Below are 15,416 nucleotides of genomic sequence, written 5' to 3' on the forward strand. Positions count from 1 at the left end.
GAAAATCGGGCCGGCGCGCAAACCTGGCCGGCGCGAAATGAGGGTTGCGACATGAGTCTGGAAACCAAACCGGCTGCGGACGCCTCGATCGGTGAGTTGTTGAGCCAACTGTCCGCGCAGACGTCCCGGCTGGTACGCGATGAACTGCGGCTGGCCCAGCAGGAGTTCCGGGAATCGGCCAGACACGCCGGCATCGGCGCCGGGTTGTTCAGCGCCGCCGGGGTGCTGGCGTTGTTCGGGGTGGCGGCGCTGCTGACCGCCGCGGTGGCCGCGCTGGCGCTGGTGCTGCCGGTGTGGGCGGCGGCGCTGATCGTGGCCGCGGCACTGTTGTTGATCGCCGGGATCGCCGCGCTGATCAGCAAGAAGCAGGTGGACAGCGTCACCCCGGCGGCGCCGCGGACGGTGCAGACGGTCAAAGACGACATCCGAGAGGTGAAAGAGGCCCGTCATGGCTGAACCAGATGCCGATCGGTCCGGTCGGCCGGCCCGGCCCGAACCGGGACCCGAGGCGGGAATCGCCGACCTGGAGGCCGACATCGAGACGACCCGCCGGGAGATCAGCGCGACGGTGCAGGCGCTGTCGGACAAACTCGACGTGAAGGAGCGGGCCCGGGAGAAGGCGATCGACACCAAGGACCGGGCGGTGCACCGCGCCCAGGAGGTCACCCACGATGACCGGGTGCGACGCGCGGCGATCGTCGCGGCGCTGGCCGCAGTGGTGGTGACGGGATTGATCCTCTGGCGTCGCCGGCGCTAGAGACGCCCGGCAGCTTCCCCCGGATCGGGGTGAGGTGCTTCGTGGTGGTCCCGACTGGGATCGAACCAGTGACCTTCCGCGTGTGAGGCGGACGCTCTCCCGCTGAGCTACGAGACCGTACGGACCGTTCGGCTAGTGCAACGGCCGGACGACGTCGAAGATTAGCACGCCTTCCCGCCACGCCGAGAATGCCCTGGTCAAGACAACGCTCGATGGGGGGAATTTGTGCCGCGTCGTCACCGTCTACTATTGTCAGCGATCGCAGGCGAGCGACAGGTTCGCACGCGGCACGCGGATGTAGCGCAGTTGGTAGCGCATCACCTTGCCAAGGTGAGGGTCGCGGGTTCGAATCCCGTCATCCGCTCGAGGTCCACGTTGATGCGGCGGCATCGACCCCCACGGTGGAGTGGCCGAGTGGTGAGGCAACGGCCTGCAAAGCCGTGCACACGGGTTCGATTCCCGTCTCCACCTCCAAGAGTTCGACACGCGCGATTAGCTCAGTGGGAGAGCGCTTCCCTGACACGGAAGAGGTCACTGGTTCAATCCCAGTATCGCGCACCACGTTCTACCTGCGGGTATATCCGCAAAATCGGACGGCGTGACCTAGATATGACCTGACTCGGTGCAAACCCGAGGGAGACATCTGGTCATGACCACCACCGAACCGACCACCACCCCGACTGAAGATGCCGCCGACCACGCTTGGGCTGACCCGGCCTGGCAGGGCAAACAGCACCGTTCACCCCTGCTGCAACACCATCGGGCAGCACCGCGTCGAGCAGTGCTCGGGTGCGCCACTGCCGCGGGGCCGCGGTCCTAACCTATGAGTGGCAGGCCCAGGACTACCGCGTCAAGATCAAGAAGTCTGGCCTTTGCCGAATATCCTGCGAGCTTCGGCGATGAGCGATAAGTTGCAAATGCAAGAAGGCCCCGGCGACGGCTGCCCCACCGCCCTGGGGCGATAACGAACGCCGCACCGCCGCGTGTGTCGCTGAAGCCACCACTGACCGCCCGATCATTTGTGGGAAATATTTTTGCGGGGAGAGATACGCGCCTACGCCATCCGGGGCGGACGCGGTCGGATTGAAGTCATGCCCCAGGTGGCCGGGTCGCTACGGGCAGAGGTGAGTGGCTGCGGCGTCGACGATGATCGGTGCGCTATAGGACGACGGCATCAAGCCTTCTCCGTGGCTGAGCCAGTCCACTAGCAGCGCCCGGGGCTTACCGACCTTGCGCATTTGTTCACAGACCCAGCGTCCTGTTTGTAGTGCCGCGTCGGCGTCGTCGAACTGTCCGAAGCACACATCGGCGCGGCAGTGGTAGGGGTCGCCGTCGTGGTCGATGAGTTCGGCGGCTTCGAGCGCTCTGACGTATCCCTCTACGTCAGCGGAGGCCGGCGCTGCCGTTCCGAGTAGAAGCAGACCGGCGGCAGCTACCGGCAGCCATGTCTTCACTCGCATGTTGGCGATGGTAAGCGGTTCGCTGGCACGGTGCGGTGGATCTGAGATCAGGCGCGGCCTCGTCGCTCGGTGATTGCGCTCATCGAAAGTCCCCAGGTGTGCTCTTTCAAATTCCTCACCTGTGAGCAGTGGTGAGTCAGTGTAGTTGTTGGGCGCCATCGTGGCCCGGAGGTCTCCACGCCGACCCCGTCTCCCACAGGCACCGAGCATCTGGCGACGTCTCCACACCATGTAAACGGTAAATCGGACAGCGGATCCGGTTCGGATCCACGGCGATCCCGAGGGCCGCATTAGCTTTGGCCCGACTGTTCGAACTGAGGCCCCGAGATGGCGCGGGTCCGGGTTGGTCGGGTTGCTCGTGGCCGACCGCTGACAGCACAAGAGATCCAACCGCACCAAGGACCGCCACCATCAACGTCGCCGCTGCACACCGCATCGATTAACGCCTTCCCATCTCCGTCCGGGTGAGGACACCCCATAGACCGACTGGGATTCTCTGCAGGGATCCCAAAACCGCCCGCTACTTTCAGGCTTCCCGGGAATCAGCGCAATGGGGTTGAGGTGGCCGTTGATTACACAGGTGATGGAACCTGCAGTCAGCGGTTGTCCATAACCTGGACAGGAAGCACGCCGGGGAACCCCGAGTCGGGAAAACAGTTCGCCGTCACCGCCCTACCTTCATGTAAGAAGAAGCCGGTCACCGACCCCGGCTGGCAGTCGGGCTGGACTTGGGACTTGTAGCTGTTCTGGCGGACCTCACAGAAACCGCGCACAACGACATCTTCGCCGATCTCACAGGCTGTGTTCCCGGTCCTCGACTGGAAACGGGAAAAAGTATCAGCCGCCCCGGATTCGGGAGGATCGGACGGCGGATGCGCTCCGGGCGCTGGCGGTCGACTCAATGTCGCTTGGGCGCTGGGATCACTGCGCCCCGGAGGGGGCACTCCACTCGACTACTGTAATTCCTACACACCCGACGGAACCGACGTAGGCGGCGACTGCACCACCACAGCGCTTCTCGCGTCAGAGTGTCACAGTGGCCGGTTGAGACTGTCGGCCGCGGCGACCACCGCTGGATGGCTGGCACTGAGCGGCTCGCATTCGACGAAGGTGGGCCTCTCCCAACTGGCGATCACCCTCCAGGTCGGCCGGTGGAAGGACCACCACTGCACCGCCTGCCATCTCCGCTCGCCGTCGAACCGCTCGGACCATATCCGATGTGCCCACTCCGAAGTCACAGCAAGGTTGCGTGTGACCACCTGCGTGGGCCGCAGCCCCAGTTCCACCAGGCGGCGGGGATCATCCAGATCGCAGATCCGCAGATCATCCGGCAATCTGTAGGTGCCCAGCGCGCGGCGCGCGCCGGGCACGGCGGGGAAATCGAACATCGAATCGCCCCAGACGGCGAGGTTCCCGAACACCTCTCCGCAGGCGGCGTCGGGTTCGCGGGTGACATACCAGACGTAATAGTCCGGATGATCGGCTCTGCTGCCGCGTTGAGGCTGGTGTTCGTAGAGCGGGTGTCCGGGCTCGCCCGGTTCGGCCTTCGGCAGGTAAGGGAAGACCCGATAGACCAGCACTCAGGCGGCTCCGCCCCACATCTCGGCATCGAGCGCTTCGAGAACTCGGCCCGGGCCTTCCGTGCGGAGTACGTCCAGGGGGCGGGCGCCGGCAAGGAATGCGTTGCTGCTCTCCATCCAGATGCGCGCCGTTTCGCTACCCCACACCAGTCGAGCTCTCGCATAGACGTGTTCGAGGTCGATGAGGGCGGGGGCCGCGGAGGGACTGGGACGCTCCTCGCCGGAGGTCCACCTTGAGGTTTGTGACGGGCTCACTCCGACCAGCTTCGCCAACTGCGTCTGCGTGAACGCTTCACCCAGGAGCTTCATCCGGTGGGCTGACAACGGATCGTCGGCCGCCACACGCCCGCCCTTGTCCCGCACACCTCTCATGACAGCTCCTCCCTCGTACCCATTCACCGATGCTACCCAAAATTTTCTTTGGGCAGAAGATCGGAGTCCGCCTCCACCGTTCGGTCTGCTCCCCGGTCTCCGGGTCGCCGTCGTAGATGGTGCCCTCGTTGAGCACCACGCGCGCCCGGACCCGCACCGACGGTCGTGTCGGTTTCCACGCCGTGGGCGCCGTCAATCGCGCTGACGTATCGGCATGTCGAGACCGTCTCGTCCTGATCCTCACTGTTGCGAGCCAGGGCCGGCTCGGCCGTTTGTTCGGCCGCCTCGGTCAGCAAGGCGAGGTGTCAACGTCCTCATCGTCGGCGGCGACGGCCGCCGCTCACGATGCGACCTCCTCGATACAACCCGCTTCGATGCAGCCCGCCCTGCGCAGACGAGGTACTCGATCTTCAAACCCGCGACGTCCCCGGAATAACCCGCCGCGCCGAAACTGTTAGCCCGTAGAAGTACTGATTTCCGCTAGCGACAGGAACTTGTCATTGTCTGTGCCCCTGAGCATCCTCGACCTGGTCCCGATCTCGGAGGGCTCCACTGCCCGCGACGCCATCGCCGCGTCGATGAACTCGGCCCGCCTGGCCGATCAACTCGGCTATCACCGGCTCTGGTTCGCCGAGCACCACAACACCCCGAACCTGGCGGCCAGCGCCACCGCGCTGCTCATCTCGCAGGCCGCCACGGTCACCGAGCGGATCCGGGTCGGCGCCGGCGGGGTGATGCTGCCCAACCACGCGCCGCTGATGGTGGCCGAACAGTACGGCACGCTGGCCAACATCCACGGCGACCGGATCGACCTCGGCCTGGGCCGCGCCCCGGGCACGGACATGATGACCGCCCGCGCGCTCAGCCGCTCGTCGGCCGAACCGCAGGATTTCGCCCGCAACATCTACGACCTGCAGGGCTGGTTCAGCGACACCGGCACCGCGCACAGCATGCCGATCGTGTCGGCGGTGTCCGCCGGTACCCGGGTGCCGATCTGGGTGCTCGGCTCCACCGTCAACGGCGCGGCGATCGCCGCCCAGCTGGGCTTGCCGTTCGCGGTCGCCTCGCACTTCGCCCCCGACCAGCTCGATGCGGCCCTCCGCACCTACCGGGAGATGTTCAGCACCGAAGCGCCGACCGCGCAGATCGACCGGCCCCGCGTGATGGCGGGCATCAATGTCATGGTCGCCGACACCGACGAGGAAGCGCGGCGTCAGTTCACCGTGGTCGAACAGATGTTCCTGGACCTCAAACACAACCTGCGCCGAAAGATCCAGCCGCCGGTGGACCCGGACACCCTCGCCGCGCAGGGCGGCGGCAACGAGCCCATGCTGCGGATCAAGGCGGTCGGCTCACCGCCGACCGTCAAGGCGCAACTGGACGAGTTCGTGGCCCGCACCGGCGCCGACGAGCTCATCACGGTCACCTACGCCCACGACCCGGCCGTGCGCGACCGCTCGCTGGAGTTGCTCGCCAAGGCCTGGTTCTGAGAAACCGGTGACGAGCGCACCGCGAACCTAACTGGCCATCGCGTCGAACAGCCGGGCGATCTGCGCCGGCGCCACGTCGACGTCGCACTGCTGACGCAGATTGCGCAGCGGGGTGGCGATCGACTGCAACTCGGCCCACTCCCCCGGATTGGCGACGAAGTACTGGCGAATGGCGTTCTCGGCTTCCCCGTCGGGCAGCGCGCCGGCATTGGTGATCACCTCATTGGCCTCCGGGTGGCTGGACAGGAAGTTCCCCGTCGCCGACGACACCGTGCCCAGAGCACTGCTCAAACCCGCTGCGGTGCACTGGGGTTGCGCAGCCGCTGTCGGAATCGCGATGGTGGCCGACACCAGGAGGACACCCCCTGCGAGGGCACCCAGAACTCCGCCACGCCGATTGAACGTAACCATCTGCCTTGCTCCTTAGTCCCCGACTTCCCGACGCTTCTCACATTCGTCGTCATGAAACGACATCGAGTAACTACCCGGCACCCGACAGGTCAAACGCGGTCGTGTGATCGGTGGACCGCCTGCCGGCCACCCGCAACGCGAACGGCCGCCGCGAGAATTCGCGGCGGCCGTTCCCGGTCGTGGTTGTTTCGGATTACAGGTGGTTGACCCAGCCGGGGTTGATCTTCACCGGCCCGACATGCCAATGACCCGGCGGAACGCCGGTGATATGGCCGATGTGGCCCGGCGGCGGGAGAATCCCCGGCCCGGGTGGGTTCGGCCACGGCCAATGAGGATGCGGACCCGCCTGGGCGGCACCGGCGCCGAAGCCCAGCGCGCCGAACGCGAGCGCCCCGGCCATCGCCCCACCTGCGGCAATTTTCTTCAGGTTCATGGGCGTTTCCCTTCGTCGGAGTCCCCCGACCCTGGAACCAACTCGACGGTAACAAGTGTTCCCGTTCCGCGCCCACCCCAATCTCGGCATCAAATCGTCAACCCAGGGTTGACGTATCAATATCGTCAACCCTGGGTTGACGATATGACCGAACCGACCCGCATCACCGCTCCGGTGCGACTCGACGACCTGATCAACGCGATCACCACGGTGCACAGCGAACCGCTGGAACAACTGGCCACCGCGGTGCTGACCGCCGAGGCGCTCGGCGACCTCGCCGACCACCTCATCGGGCATTTCGTCGATCAGGCCCGCCGATCCGGGGCCTCCTGGACCGACATCGGCCGCAGCATGGGCGTCAGCAAGCAGGCCGCCAAGAAGCGGTTCGTCCCCAAGACCGGCACCGCCCCGCTGGACCCCCACGACGGCTTCAACCGATTCACCCCGCGGGCGCGCAACGTCGTCGTCGGCGCCCAGAATCGCGCCCACGACGCCGGCAATCCCGAGATCGGCCCGGAGCACCTGCTGCTCGGCATGCTCGATGACGCCGACGCCCTCGCGGTCCGGCTGATCGACGCCCAGGGCGTCGATCCGGTGAGCCTGCGGGGCGCGATCCGGCTGCCGGACCGCAGCGCCGACGTCCCGAAGCTGATCCCGTTCAACGCGGCGGCCCGCAAGGTTCTGGAGCTCACCGTGCGGGAGGCACTTCGGTTGGGGCACAACTACGTCGGCACCGAACACATCCTGCTGGCACTGCTCGAACACGAGGACGGGGAGGGTCCGTTGCACACCGCCGGCATCACCAAGGACCGCACCGAGAGGGACCTGGTGCGCATCCTCGATTCGCTGACACCGAAGCGCTGACGCCGATCGCAACTCACATATTCCTTGACGGGAATATGTCGAGGCGGTTAGGTTGACATGCGTGCAGGCGACGATCTTCGGGGCGCTCGGCGAGCCGAGCCGGCTGCGGATCGTCGAACTGCTGCGGGCCGGGCCACACTCGGTGGGCGAGATCGCCGAGGCGCTCGGTATCCGTCAGCCGCAGGTCAGCAAACACCTTCGGGTACTGGCTGATTCGGGCATCGTCACCGGCGAGGCCCGGGCTCGGCAGCGGATCTACCGCCTCGAAGCCGCGCCGTTCGAGCAGATCGGCCGCTGGGCCGAATCGTTCGAGCAGGTGTGGGAAGCCCGCCTGGACAGCCTGGGCGAGTTCCTCGAATCGATCACACCCGAAGGGACTGCTGATGACGTCGACCCGGACCGCTGACCGAGCAGGGAGCGCAACATGATCCTGCAGATGTTCAAGAAGACCAAGGTGCTCAACCTGGAACGCTCCTACCGGGCGCCGATCGACACCGTATGGCGGGCATGGACAGAACCCGACATGCTGCGGCAGTGGTGGGGCCCGGAGAAGACCTTCGTCCCCGAATGCGACGTCGACCTGCGGGTCGGCGGCGCCCTCCACATCGTGATGGAAGCCGGCCCGGAGATGGGCAAGTACCAGGGCACCCGGTGGCCGATGTCGGGCACCTTCACCCACATCGAGCGGCCCACCCGGCTCACCTACGACGCGCGGTCCTGGACCGAGGGTGAGGAGGAGGGAACCACGATCCACCACACCAACGACATCACCCTCACCGGAAACGACGGATCCACCACGGTGCGAATGCACATCACCATCAGCAGGATCGGGCCGAAGGCCAAAATGGCGGCGTTCGGCATGAAGTGGGGCTACAAGGCGCAACTCGGCAAGCTGGAGAAGCTGCTGTCCGACCAAGCCTGACGCGGCGCGGTGACCGGGCCGACGGGGTGTGTCATCATGCCAGACACACACAAGGAGGGCGGATGACGCGGATACGGCGGTGGTTGGTGGCACTGATCGCGGGCCTGACGGTGCTCGGCGGTGTGGTGGCCGGCCCGGCCACCGCGGCCGACAGTCCGATCGGGCGCATCGGCGACACCCTGCGCGTCGAATACGAGGGGCTCGTCGTCGACGTCACCGTGCACCGGGTGCTGCCGTCGCCGGTCCCGCCCGGCTTCGGCTACCCGCCCCGCCCGCCGCGGCACGAGGTGTGGCGCGCCGACGTCACCGTGCACCCGATCCGGGTGCCGATGGCACACCTGCTGTCGACGGTGTTCTCCTTCCGCGGCATCACCCCGACCGGTGACGCGTACGAGCCGCGCAACACCGACGCACCCGACGACCTGCGTCTGGCGCTGCTGAACGCACCGGCCGGATCCACGGTCAGTGGCGGGGTCTGGTGGGACTGCTACCGCGACCTGGTCAGCAATGTGGTGCTGATCGACCGGACGACGGGATTCCATCTGGCGCAATGGAATCTGTGACGGGAGAGCCGTGACGGTCCAGCCGGCCGGTGCGGCCGACGCCGCCGAACTCGCCGAGGTGGCCCGGCGCACCTTCCCGCTGGCGTGTCCGCCCGCGGTGAGCCCACAGAACATCGAGGCGTTCATCACCGAGAACCTCTCCGAGCAGCGGTTCGCCGAATACCTGGACGACCCGGACCGGGTGGTGCTGGCCGCCCGCGACGATGCGGGCGCCGTCATCGGCTACGCCATGTTGATCCGTGGCCGGCCCGACGACCCGCAGGCGCGGCGCGCGGTGCCGGAGCAGCCGGCGGTGGAGCTGTCCAAGCTGTACGTGCTGCCCGAACACCACGGCCGCGGCGCGGCCGGCGCGTTGATGACGACGGCGCTGGCCTGGGCCGCCGAACTGGGCGCCACCTGCCTGTGGCTGGGCGTCAACCAGCACAACCACCGCGCCCGGCGCTTCTACACCAGACACGGGTTCACCGTCGCCGGCACCCGCACGTTCCGGCTCGGCGACCAGGTCGAGAACGACTACGTGATGATCCGCCCGTTGTGACCGGCGGCGGTCAGCGCCAACAGCCGCGACATCGCCCGCAGATATTTCTTGCGGAATCCGCCGGCGAGCATCTCGTCGCTGAAGATGGTGTCCAGCTTGGCCCCTGACGCCACCACCGGAATGCCGGCGTCGTAGAGCCGGTCGGTCAGCGACACCAGCCGCAGCGCCACATTCTGATCGTCGAGCGGCCGCACCCCGGTGAGGAACACCGCCCGCACCCCTTCGATCAACGTGAGATAGCGCGACGGATGCATGCTCGCCAGATGCGCGCACAGCTCGTCGAAGTCGTCGAGCGTCGCGCCGGGCACCTCGGCCGCCCGCGCGGCCACCTCCGCATCGCTGAGCGGCTCCGGCGCCGGCGGCAGACCACGGTGCCGGTAGTCCGGGCCCTCGATCCGAATGGTGGTGAAAATACTTGCCAGCGTGTTGATCTCACGCAGGAAGTCCTGCGCGGCGAAGCGGCCCTCCCCCAGCTGCTCGGGCAGCGTGTTCGACGTCGCCGCGATCGACACACCCCGCTCCACCAGCGCCGACAACAGCCTCGAGATCAACGTGGTGTTCCCGGGATCGTCGAGTTCGAACTCGTCGATGCACACCAGCACGTAGTCGGCCAGCAGATCGATGCACTCGGTGAACCCGAACACCCCGGCCAGCTGCGTCAGCTCACCGAACGTCGCGAAGGCCTTCGGCGCGGGCACCGTGTAGTACATCGACGCCAGCAGGTGGGTCTTGCCGACCCCGAACCCGCCGTCGAGGTACAGCCCCACCCCAGGCAGCACCGTGCGCTTGCCGAACAGCCGCTTCTTGCCGGCCCGCCGGGTGACGGCCTGCTCGCAGAACTCCCGGCACGCCCGCACCGCGGCGGCCTGCGACGGCTCGGCCGGATCGGGCCGGTAGGAGTCGAAGCTGACGTCGGCGAAGGTGGGCGGTGGCACCAGCTGAGCGATCAGCCGTTCCGGCGTGACACTGGGGTGGCGATCCACCAGCTGCGAAACACCACTCGACCCGGGCATAGCTCGCAGCGTAGCGACGTGCTCCAATTCACTTCATGCCCGATACCGCTGCTGCGACAGAGCTCACAGCGTTGGGGCCGGTCGGCGCCGCCCTCAGCGTCGCCGACGCGGACCGGCTGACCGCGTTCTACAGCTACCCCGAGAGCTACCCCGACACCGCTCCCGGCGACCCACGCGGCTGCTGGGTGCGGGCCAACATGATCACCAGCCTCGACGGCACCGCCACCGCCGACGGCCGCTCCGGCGGGCTGGGCGGGGCCGGCGACCGGGCGCTGTTCGCGCTGCTGCGGGCCGCCGCCGACGTCATCCTGGTCGGCGCGGCCACCGTGCGCACCGAGAACTACTCCGGCGCGCAGCCCACCGCGGCGCAGCGGCAGGCCCGCACCAGCCGCGGGCAGGCCGAGGTGCCGCCGATCGCCGTCGTCACCCGCTCCGGCGACCTCGACCCCGGGTCCCGGCTGTTCACCCGCACCACGGTTCCCCCACTGATCTTCACCGCCGCGTCCGGCGCCGCCACCGTGCGGCGGCGGCTCGGCTCGGCCGCCGAGGTGCTCGACGCCTCCGGCGCGAATCCGGACAGCGTCGATCCCGCCGTCGTGCTGCGCATCCTGTCCGAGCGGGGTCTGTGGCGGGTGCTCGCCGAGGGCGGGCCGACACTGCTGAGCCAGATGCTCGCCGCCGGACTGCTCGACGAACTGTGCCTGACCGTGGCCCCGGTCCTGGTGGGCGGGACGGGGCCGCGCATCGTCGACGGCCCCCACCGGGTCCACCAGCGGATGCGGCGCACCCATGTGCTCGCCGACGACGACGGCTATCTGTACACCCGCTACGTCAAGGGGGACTGACCGGACGGTCGCTACTGTGGTGACCATGCGTCGGCCCCGTCAGCTCACGCGGATACTCGGTGTGTCCGCGGTCGCCCTCTCGACCGTGGTCGCCGGATGCGCCCCCGGTCTGGCCGCCAACCCGCGCTACGCCACCGACTCCGGCGCCGCGCCGCAGGGCGAACCGCCACCGCCGCAGAACGAATCGGGTCCGCCGCCGATCGAGGCCCCGAAGAACGACCTGTCTTGGCGGGAGTGCACCACCCGGGTGTTCGGCGATGCCGCCGTCCCACCCGTGCCCGGGGTGCGGCTGGAGTGCGCCACCTACGACGCCGACCTGGACCCGATCAAGGGGGCGACCGGGATGGTGACCATCGGCGCGGTCAAGGCCAGCACCGATCAGACCCCACCCGACGCCGGCCCGCTGGTGCTGACCACCGGATCGGATCTGCCGTCGTCGACACAGCTGCCGGTGTGGTTGGCCCGCTCCGGCACCGACGTGCTCGACAAACACCCCATCGTGGCCGTCGACCGGCGCGGCATGGGCATGTCCGGCGCCCTGGACTGCCGCGACGTGTTCGACCGCCAGGAGATGATCGACCAGGCCCAGTTCCAGGCCGGTGACGACACGGTCGCCAACCTCAACGCGGTCACCGTCCGCGCCACCACCGACTGCACCGACATCATCGCGCCGGGCGACTCGGCCTACGACAACGCCCGCGCCGCCGAGGATCTCGAACGGCTGCGCAGCACCTGGGACGTGCCCGGGCTGGCGCTGCTGGGGGTCGGCAACGGTGCACAGGTGGCGCTGGCCTACGCCGGCTCACATCCGAACAAGGTGGCCCGGCTGGTGCTGGACTCACCGCTGCCGCTGGCGATCGGCGCCGAGGCCGCCGCCCAGCAGCGCATCGCCGGCCAGCAGGCGGCGCTGGACGCGTTCGCCGCCCAGTGTGTGGCCACCGACTGCCCGCTGGGACCGGACCCCAAGGCCGTCGTCGACTCCCTGCTCAACGACGCCCGGGCCGGCCGCGGGCCCGGCGGCGCGTCGGTGGCCGCGCTCACCACCGCCATCACCACCGCGCTGGCCTATCCGCGCGGTGACCGCATCGCCGCCGCCAACAACCTGGCCTCCGCACTGGCGGCGGCCCGCGACGGCGACAGCGGCCCGATCACCGACCTGATCCGGGAGGCCGAGGCGCTGCGCGACACCGACGGGCAGTTCGTCAACCGGTGCAGCGATGCGCTCAACCGGCCCACCCCCAACCGGGTGCGCGAACTGGTGGTGGCGTGGGGCCGGGAGTATCCGCAGTTCGGCGCGGTCGGCGCGCTCGATCTGGTGGAATGCCTGCCCTGGCCGAGCGGGGAGGCCCCGGCCGACCCGCAGGGCCTGGAGATCCCGATGCTGCTGCTCGGCGGGCAGAACGATCCGATCGTCGGCGGCGACGGGGTGGCCGCCGTCGCCGCCACCGCGATCAACGCCGGCACCAACAGCCGGCGGGTGATCTGGCAGGGCATCGGCCACGGCGCGAGCATCTACTCCCCGTGCGCATTACGTCCGGTGGTCGACTACCTGGAATCCGGACAGCTGCCGGCGACCGACACCTACTGTCCGGCCTGACGAAAGATCTGCGGCCGCACGGTGTACGGTGCGCTCGTGGCGATGACAGATGCATTGCGCGCAGGGTTGCTCAACGCGTTCCGGCCGCGAACTTCCCCCCCGAGCGCGGCCACCGTGCTGCGGTCGGTGCTGTGGCCGATCGCGATCATGGCGGTCATCCACCGCAGCTGGGTGCTGAGCACCAACCGGTCGATCACCGACGACTTCACCCCGGTGTACAACGCCGCGGTCGCGTTCCTTCGCGGGCAGCCGGTGTACACCGCCAACTTCAACCACGTCGACCCGCACTTCCTGTATCCGCCCGGCGGCACCCTGCTGATGGCGCCGTTCGGTTACCTCACCCCCGACGTGTCGCGCGGCTGGTTCATCTTCTTCAACACCGTCGCCATCGTGCTGGCCGCCTATTTCCTGCTGCGGCTGTTCAACTTCACCCTCGCCTCGGTGGCCGCACCCGCGCTGCTGCTGGCGATGTTCTGCACCGAGACGGTCACCAACACGCTGGTGTTCACCAACATCAACGGCATCCTGCTGCTGTTGGAGGTGCTGTTCCTGCGCTGGCTGCTCGACGGGGAGAAACGCCACGAGTGGCTGGCCGGGGTGTCCATCGGGTTGACCCTGGTGGTCAAACCGCTGCTGGCGCCGCTACTGCTGTTGCCGGTGCTCAACCGGCAGTGGCGGGCCCTGGTGACCGCGTTCGCGGTGCCGCTGGCGTTCAACGCCGCCGCCTGGCCGCTGGTCGCCGACCCGATGAACTTCGTCACCCGCACGGTGCCCTACATCCTGAGCACCCGCGACTACTTCAACAGCTCCATCCTCGGCAACGGCGTCTACTACGGCCTGCCGACATGGCTGATCATCCTGCTGCGCATCGGATTCGGTCTGCTGGCGGTGGTGGCGCTGGTGCTGCTGTACCGCTACTACCGCACCCGCGACCCACTGCTGTGGATGACCACCTCCGCCGGGGTGCTGCTGATCGCGTCCTGGCTGGTGCTGTCGCTGGGCCAGGGCTACTACTCGATGATGCTGTTCCCGTTCCTGATGACGGTGGTGCTGCCGAACTCGGTGATCCGCAACTGGGTGGCCTGGCTGGCGGTGTACGGGTTCATGACGATGGACCGCTGGCTGATCGTGCGGCCGGTCGAGATGCTGACCACCGGCAGGTTCCTGGAGTACATGAAGATCACCTACGGCTGGTCGCTGATGCTGATCGTGGTGACGACGGTGCTGTACTTCCGGTACCTCGACGCCAAGGCCGACGGCCGACTCGACGAGGGCATCGACCCGCCCTGGCTCCAGAAGTCGAAGGCCGAACCGGTGCCCGCCACGACTTCTGCATCAGGGTCGTGATCTGCCGCTCGGCCACAGCCCTGGTGCGGAACTGGCCGGGCCGGCAGGTGTCGCGCCGGACCACGAGTCGCTAGCGTGGAGTCATGACCATTCCGGAGCCGAAGGTTCAGCTGTCCGACGACGAGTGGCGTGAGCGCCTCACCCCCGAGGAGTACTACGTGCTGCGCCAAGCCGGCACCGAACGGCCCTTCACCGGCGAGTACACCGACACCAAGACCGAGGGTGTGTACACCTGCCGGGCGTGCGGGGCCGAGTTGTTCCGCAGCGCCGAGAAATTCGAATCGCACTGCGGCTGGCCGTCGTTCTTCGACCCGGCCAGCTCCGACGCGGTGATCACCCGACCCGACGACTCACTGGGCATGCGGCGCACCGAGGTGCTGTGCGCCAGCTGCCACAGCCATCTGGGACACGTCTTCGAGGGTGAGGGATACCCGACCCCGACCGATCTGCGCTACTGCATCAACTCGATCTCGCTGCGGCTGGTGCCGGCCGCCGACTGACAGCTTGAGTCAGGGCAGCTTGAGTCAGGGCAGCTTGGCGACGAGCTGTTCCACACTGACCCGCGGGCCGGTGAAGAACGGCGTCTCCTCACGCACGTGCCGGCGCGCCTCGGTGGCACGCAGATCCCGCATCAGATCGACGATGCGGTGCAGTTCCGGCGCCTCGAACGCCAGCAGCCACTCGTAGTCGCCGAGCGCGAACGCCGGCACCGTGTTGGCCCGGACGTCCTTGTAGCCGCGGGCGGCCATGCCGTGCTCGGCGAGCATCTGCCGGCGCTCCTCATCGGGCAGCAGATACCAGTCGTAGGACCGCACGAACGGGTACACGCAGACGTAGTTGCCGGGCTCCTCACCGGCCAGGAACGCCGGGATGTGGCTCTTGTTGAACTCGGCCGGCCGGTGCAGCGCGACGCTGCTCCACACCGGGTCGCTGATCTTGCCCAGCGTGGTGGTACGGCGGAAGTCCGAATAGGTGGACTGCAGCGCCTCGACGGTGTCGGCGTGCGTCCAGATCATGAAGTCGGCGTCGGCCCGCATCCCGGCCACGTCGTAGAGGCCGCGCACCACGACACCCTTGTCCTCCTGCTGTTTGAGGAAGGTCGCGGTCTCGTCGATGACGGCGTCCCGCTCCTCCCCCAACGCGCCGGGTTCCACGGCGAACACCGAGAACATCAGATAGCGGATCGTCGCGTTGAGGGCGTCGTAGTCGAGCTTGGCCATGCCT

The 15,416-nt window shown here is 67.9% G+C and carries 19 protein-coding genes and 4 tRNA genes; 15 read left to right on the forward strand and 8 right to left on the reverse strand.

Annotated elements, in window-relative coordinates; genetic code table 11:
• The first annotated feature begins 51 nt into the window (after positions 1-51).
• Both CKW28_RS13300 and CKW28_RS13305 read left to right on the forward strand, forming a co-directional pair.
• On the forward strand, positions 52-456 hold the full coding sequence (locus CKW28_RS13300; protein WP_003926738.1) for a phage holin family protein: 405 nt from the start codon (positions 52-54) through the stop codon (positions 454-456).
• Positions 449-757 carry a DUF3618 domain-containing protein gene (locus tag CKW28_RS13305; RefSeq protein ID WP_003926739.1) on the forward strand — a complete coding sequence of 103 codons (309 nt, stop codon included), beginning with the start codon at positions 449-451 and terminating at the stop codon, positions 755-757. The genes CKW28_RS13300 and CKW28_RS13305 overlap by 8 nt, the downstream gene beginning before the upstream one ends.
• A 42-nt stretch (positions 758-799) precedes the next feature.
• On the opposite strand, the gene CKW28_RS13310 is transcribed toward CKW28_RS13305, so the two are convergent.
• Positions 800-874: transfer RNA gene (locus CKW28_RS13310), tRNA-Val, on the reverse strand.
• Positions 875-1,048: 174 nt separating this feature from the next.
• On the opposite strand from CKW28_RS13310, the gene CKW28_RS13315 reads away from it, so the two are divergent.
• The 3 genes from CKW28_RS13315 to CKW28_RS13325 all read left to right on the forward strand — a co-directional run bounded on the left by CKW28_RS13315 (position 1,049) and on the right by CKW28_RS13325 (position 1,318).
• Positions 1,049-1,121, forward strand: a tRNA-Gly gene (locus CKW28_RS13315).
• 36 nt (positions 1,122-1,157) lie between these two features.
• Positions 1,158-1,231: transfer RNA gene (locus CKW28_RS13320), tRNA-Cys, on the forward strand.
• A 12-nt stretch (positions 1,232-1,243) separates the two neighbouring features.
• Positions 1,244-1,318, forward strand: a tRNA-Val gene (locus tag CKW28_RS13325).
• A 551-nt stretch (positions 1,319-1,869) separates the two neighbouring features.
• On the opposite strand, the gene CKW28_RS23620 is transcribed toward CKW28_RS13325, so the two are convergent.
• The 3 genes from CKW28_RS23620 to CKW28_RS13335 form a co-directional block, all read right to left on the reverse strand.
• Positions 1,870-2,217, reverse strand: a complete 348-nt coding sequence (locus tag CKW28_RS23620) for a DUF732 domain-containing protein (protein ID WP_157997569.1) — start codon at positions 2,215-2,217, stop codon at positions 1,870-1,872.
• A gap of 1,031 nt (positions 2,218-3,248) precedes the next feature.
• Positions 3,249-3,797 (reverse strand): RES domain-containing protein, encoded by a 549-nt coding sequence (locus CKW28_RS13330; RefSeq protein ID WP_003926741.1) that lies wholly within the window; start codon positions 3,795-3,797, stop codon positions 3,249-3,251.
• Positions 3,798-4,169 carry an antitoxin Xre/MbcA/ParS toxin-binding domain-containing protein gene (locus CKW28_RS13335; protein WP_197700589.1) on the reverse strand — a complete coding sequence of 124 codons (372 nt, stop codon included), beginning with the start codon at positions 4,167-4,169 and terminating at the stop codon, positions 3,798-3,800. It abuts the gene before it with no gap.
• Positions 4,170-4,675: 506 nt separating this feature from the next.
• On the opposite strand from CKW28_RS13335, the gene CKW28_RS13340 reads away from it, so the two are divergent.
• Complete coding sequence (locus tag CKW28_RS13340) at positions 4,676-5,659, forward strand: LLM class flavin-dependent oxidoreductase (protein WP_003926743.1); 984 nt, start codon at positions 4,676-4,678, stop codon at positions 5,657-5,659.
• 27 nt (positions 5,660-5,686) lie between these two features.
• On the opposite strand, the gene CKW28_RS13345 is transcribed toward CKW28_RS13340, so the two are convergent.
• Both CKW28_RS13345 and CKW28_RS13350 read right to left on the reverse strand, forming a co-directional pair.
• The gene (locus tag CKW28_RS13345; RefSeq protein ID WP_040547296.1) at positions 5,687-6,070 is read right to left on the reverse strand and encodes a heme-binding protein; all 384 of its coding nucleotides are present in this window, start codon (positions 6,068-6,070) and stop codon (positions 5,687-5,689) included.
• 193 nt (positions 6,071-6,263) lie between these two features.
• Positions 6,264-6,503: a hypothetical protein gene (locus tag CKW28_RS13350; protein WP_040547298.1), complete on the reverse strand. Its 240-nt coding sequence runs from the start codon at positions 6,501-6,503 to the stop codon at positions 6,264-6,266.
• 144 nt (positions 6,504-6,647) lie between these two features.
• Between CKW28_RS13350 and CKW28_RS13355 the strand changes: the two genes are divergently transcribed.
• The 5 genes from CKW28_RS13355 (at position 6,648) to CKW28_RS13375 (ending at position 9,390) form a co-directional block, all read left to right on the forward strand.
• On the forward strand, positions 6,648-7,367 hold the full coding sequence (locus tag CKW28_RS13355) for a Clp protease N-terminal domain-containing protein (RefSeq protein WP_003926746.1): 720 nt from the start codon (positions 6,648-6,650) through the stop codon (positions 7,365-7,367).
• Positions 7,368-7,428: 61 nt separating this feature from the next.
• On the forward strand, positions 7,429-7,773 hold the full coding sequence (locus tag CKW28_RS13360) for an ArsR/SmtB family transcription factor (RefSeq protein WP_003926747.1): 345 nt from the start codon (positions 7,429-7,431) through the stop codon (positions 7,771-7,773).
• An 18-nt stretch (positions 7,774-7,791) separates the two neighbouring features.
• Complete coding sequence (locus CKW28_RS13365) at positions 7,792-8,289, forward strand: SRPBCC family protein (protein ID WP_003926748.1); 498 nt, start codon at positions 7,792-7,794, stop codon at positions 8,287-8,289.
• 62 nt (positions 8,290-8,351) lie between these two features.
• The gene (locus CKW28_RS13370; protein WP_040547300.1) at positions 8,352-8,852 is read left to right on the forward strand and encodes a hypothetical protein; all 501 of its coding nucleotides are present in this window, start codon (positions 8,352-8,354) and stop codon (positions 8,850-8,852) included.
• A gap of 10 nt (positions 8,853-8,862) precedes the next feature.
• On the forward strand, positions 8,863-9,390 hold the full coding sequence (locus CKW28_RS13375) for a GNAT family N-acetyltransferase (protein ID WP_003926750.1): 528 nt from the start codon (positions 8,863-8,865) through the stop codon (positions 9,388-9,390).
• Here the strand turns inward: CKW28_RS13375 and zapE are convergent.
• The gene (gene zapE, locus CKW28_RS13380; RefSeq protein ID WP_003926751.1) at positions 9,366-10,403 is read right to left on the reverse strand and encodes a cell division protein ZapE; all 1,038 of its coding nucleotides are present in this window, start codon (positions 10,401-10,403) and stop codon (positions 9,366-9,368) included. The genes CKW28_RS13375 and zapE overlap by 25 nt on opposite strands.
• Before the next feature lie 35 nt (positions 10,404-10,438).
• Here zapE and CKW28_RS13385 point away from each other — a divergent pair, with 35 nt between their 5' ends.
• The 4 genes from CKW28_RS13385 (at position 10,439) to msrB (ending at position 14,692) form a co-directional block, all read left to right on the forward strand.
• Entirely contained in the window at positions 10,439-11,248 is an 810-nt protein-coding gene (locus CKW28_RS13385) for a pyrimidine reductase family protein (RefSeq protein WP_081475544.1), read from the forward strand.
• A 25-nt stretch (positions 11,249-11,273) separates the two neighbouring features.
• Entirely contained in the window at positions 11,274-12,845 is a 1,572-nt protein-coding gene (locus CKW28_RS13390) for an alpha/beta fold hydrolase (RefSeq protein WP_040547781.1), read from the forward strand.
• Between the two features lie 21 nt (positions 12,846-12,866).
• Positions 12,867-14,192, forward strand: coding sequence for an arabinofuranan 3-O-arabinosyltransferase (gene aftC / locus CKW28_RS13395; protein WP_081475545.1), 1,326 nt, complete (start codon positions 12,867-12,869; stop codon positions 14,190-14,192).
• Positions 14,193-14,275: 83 nt separating this feature from the next.
• Positions 14,276-14,692, forward strand: a complete 417-nt coding sequence (msrB, locus tag CKW28_RS13400; RefSeq protein ID WP_003926755.1) for a peptide-methionine (R)-S-oxide reductase MsrB — start codon at positions 14,276-14,278, stop codon at positions 14,690-14,692.
• A 24-nt stretch (positions 14,693-14,716) separates the two neighbouring features.
• On the opposite strand, the gene hemQ is transcribed toward msrB, so the two are convergent.
• Positions 14,717-15,412: a hydrogen peroxide-dependent heme synthase gene (hemQ, locus tag CKW28_RS13405; RefSeq protein ID WP_003926756.1), complete on the reverse strand. Its 696-nt coding sequence runs from the start codon at positions 15,410-15,412 to the stop codon at positions 14,717-14,719.
• Between the last annotated feature and the right edge of the window lie 4 nt (positions 15,413-15,416).

Source organism: Mycolicibacterium thermoresistibile (assembly GCF_900187065.1).
Taxonomy (GTDB): Bacteria; Actinomycetota; Actinomycetes; order Mycobacteriales; family Mycobacteriaceae; genus Mycobacterium; species Mycobacterium thermoresistibile.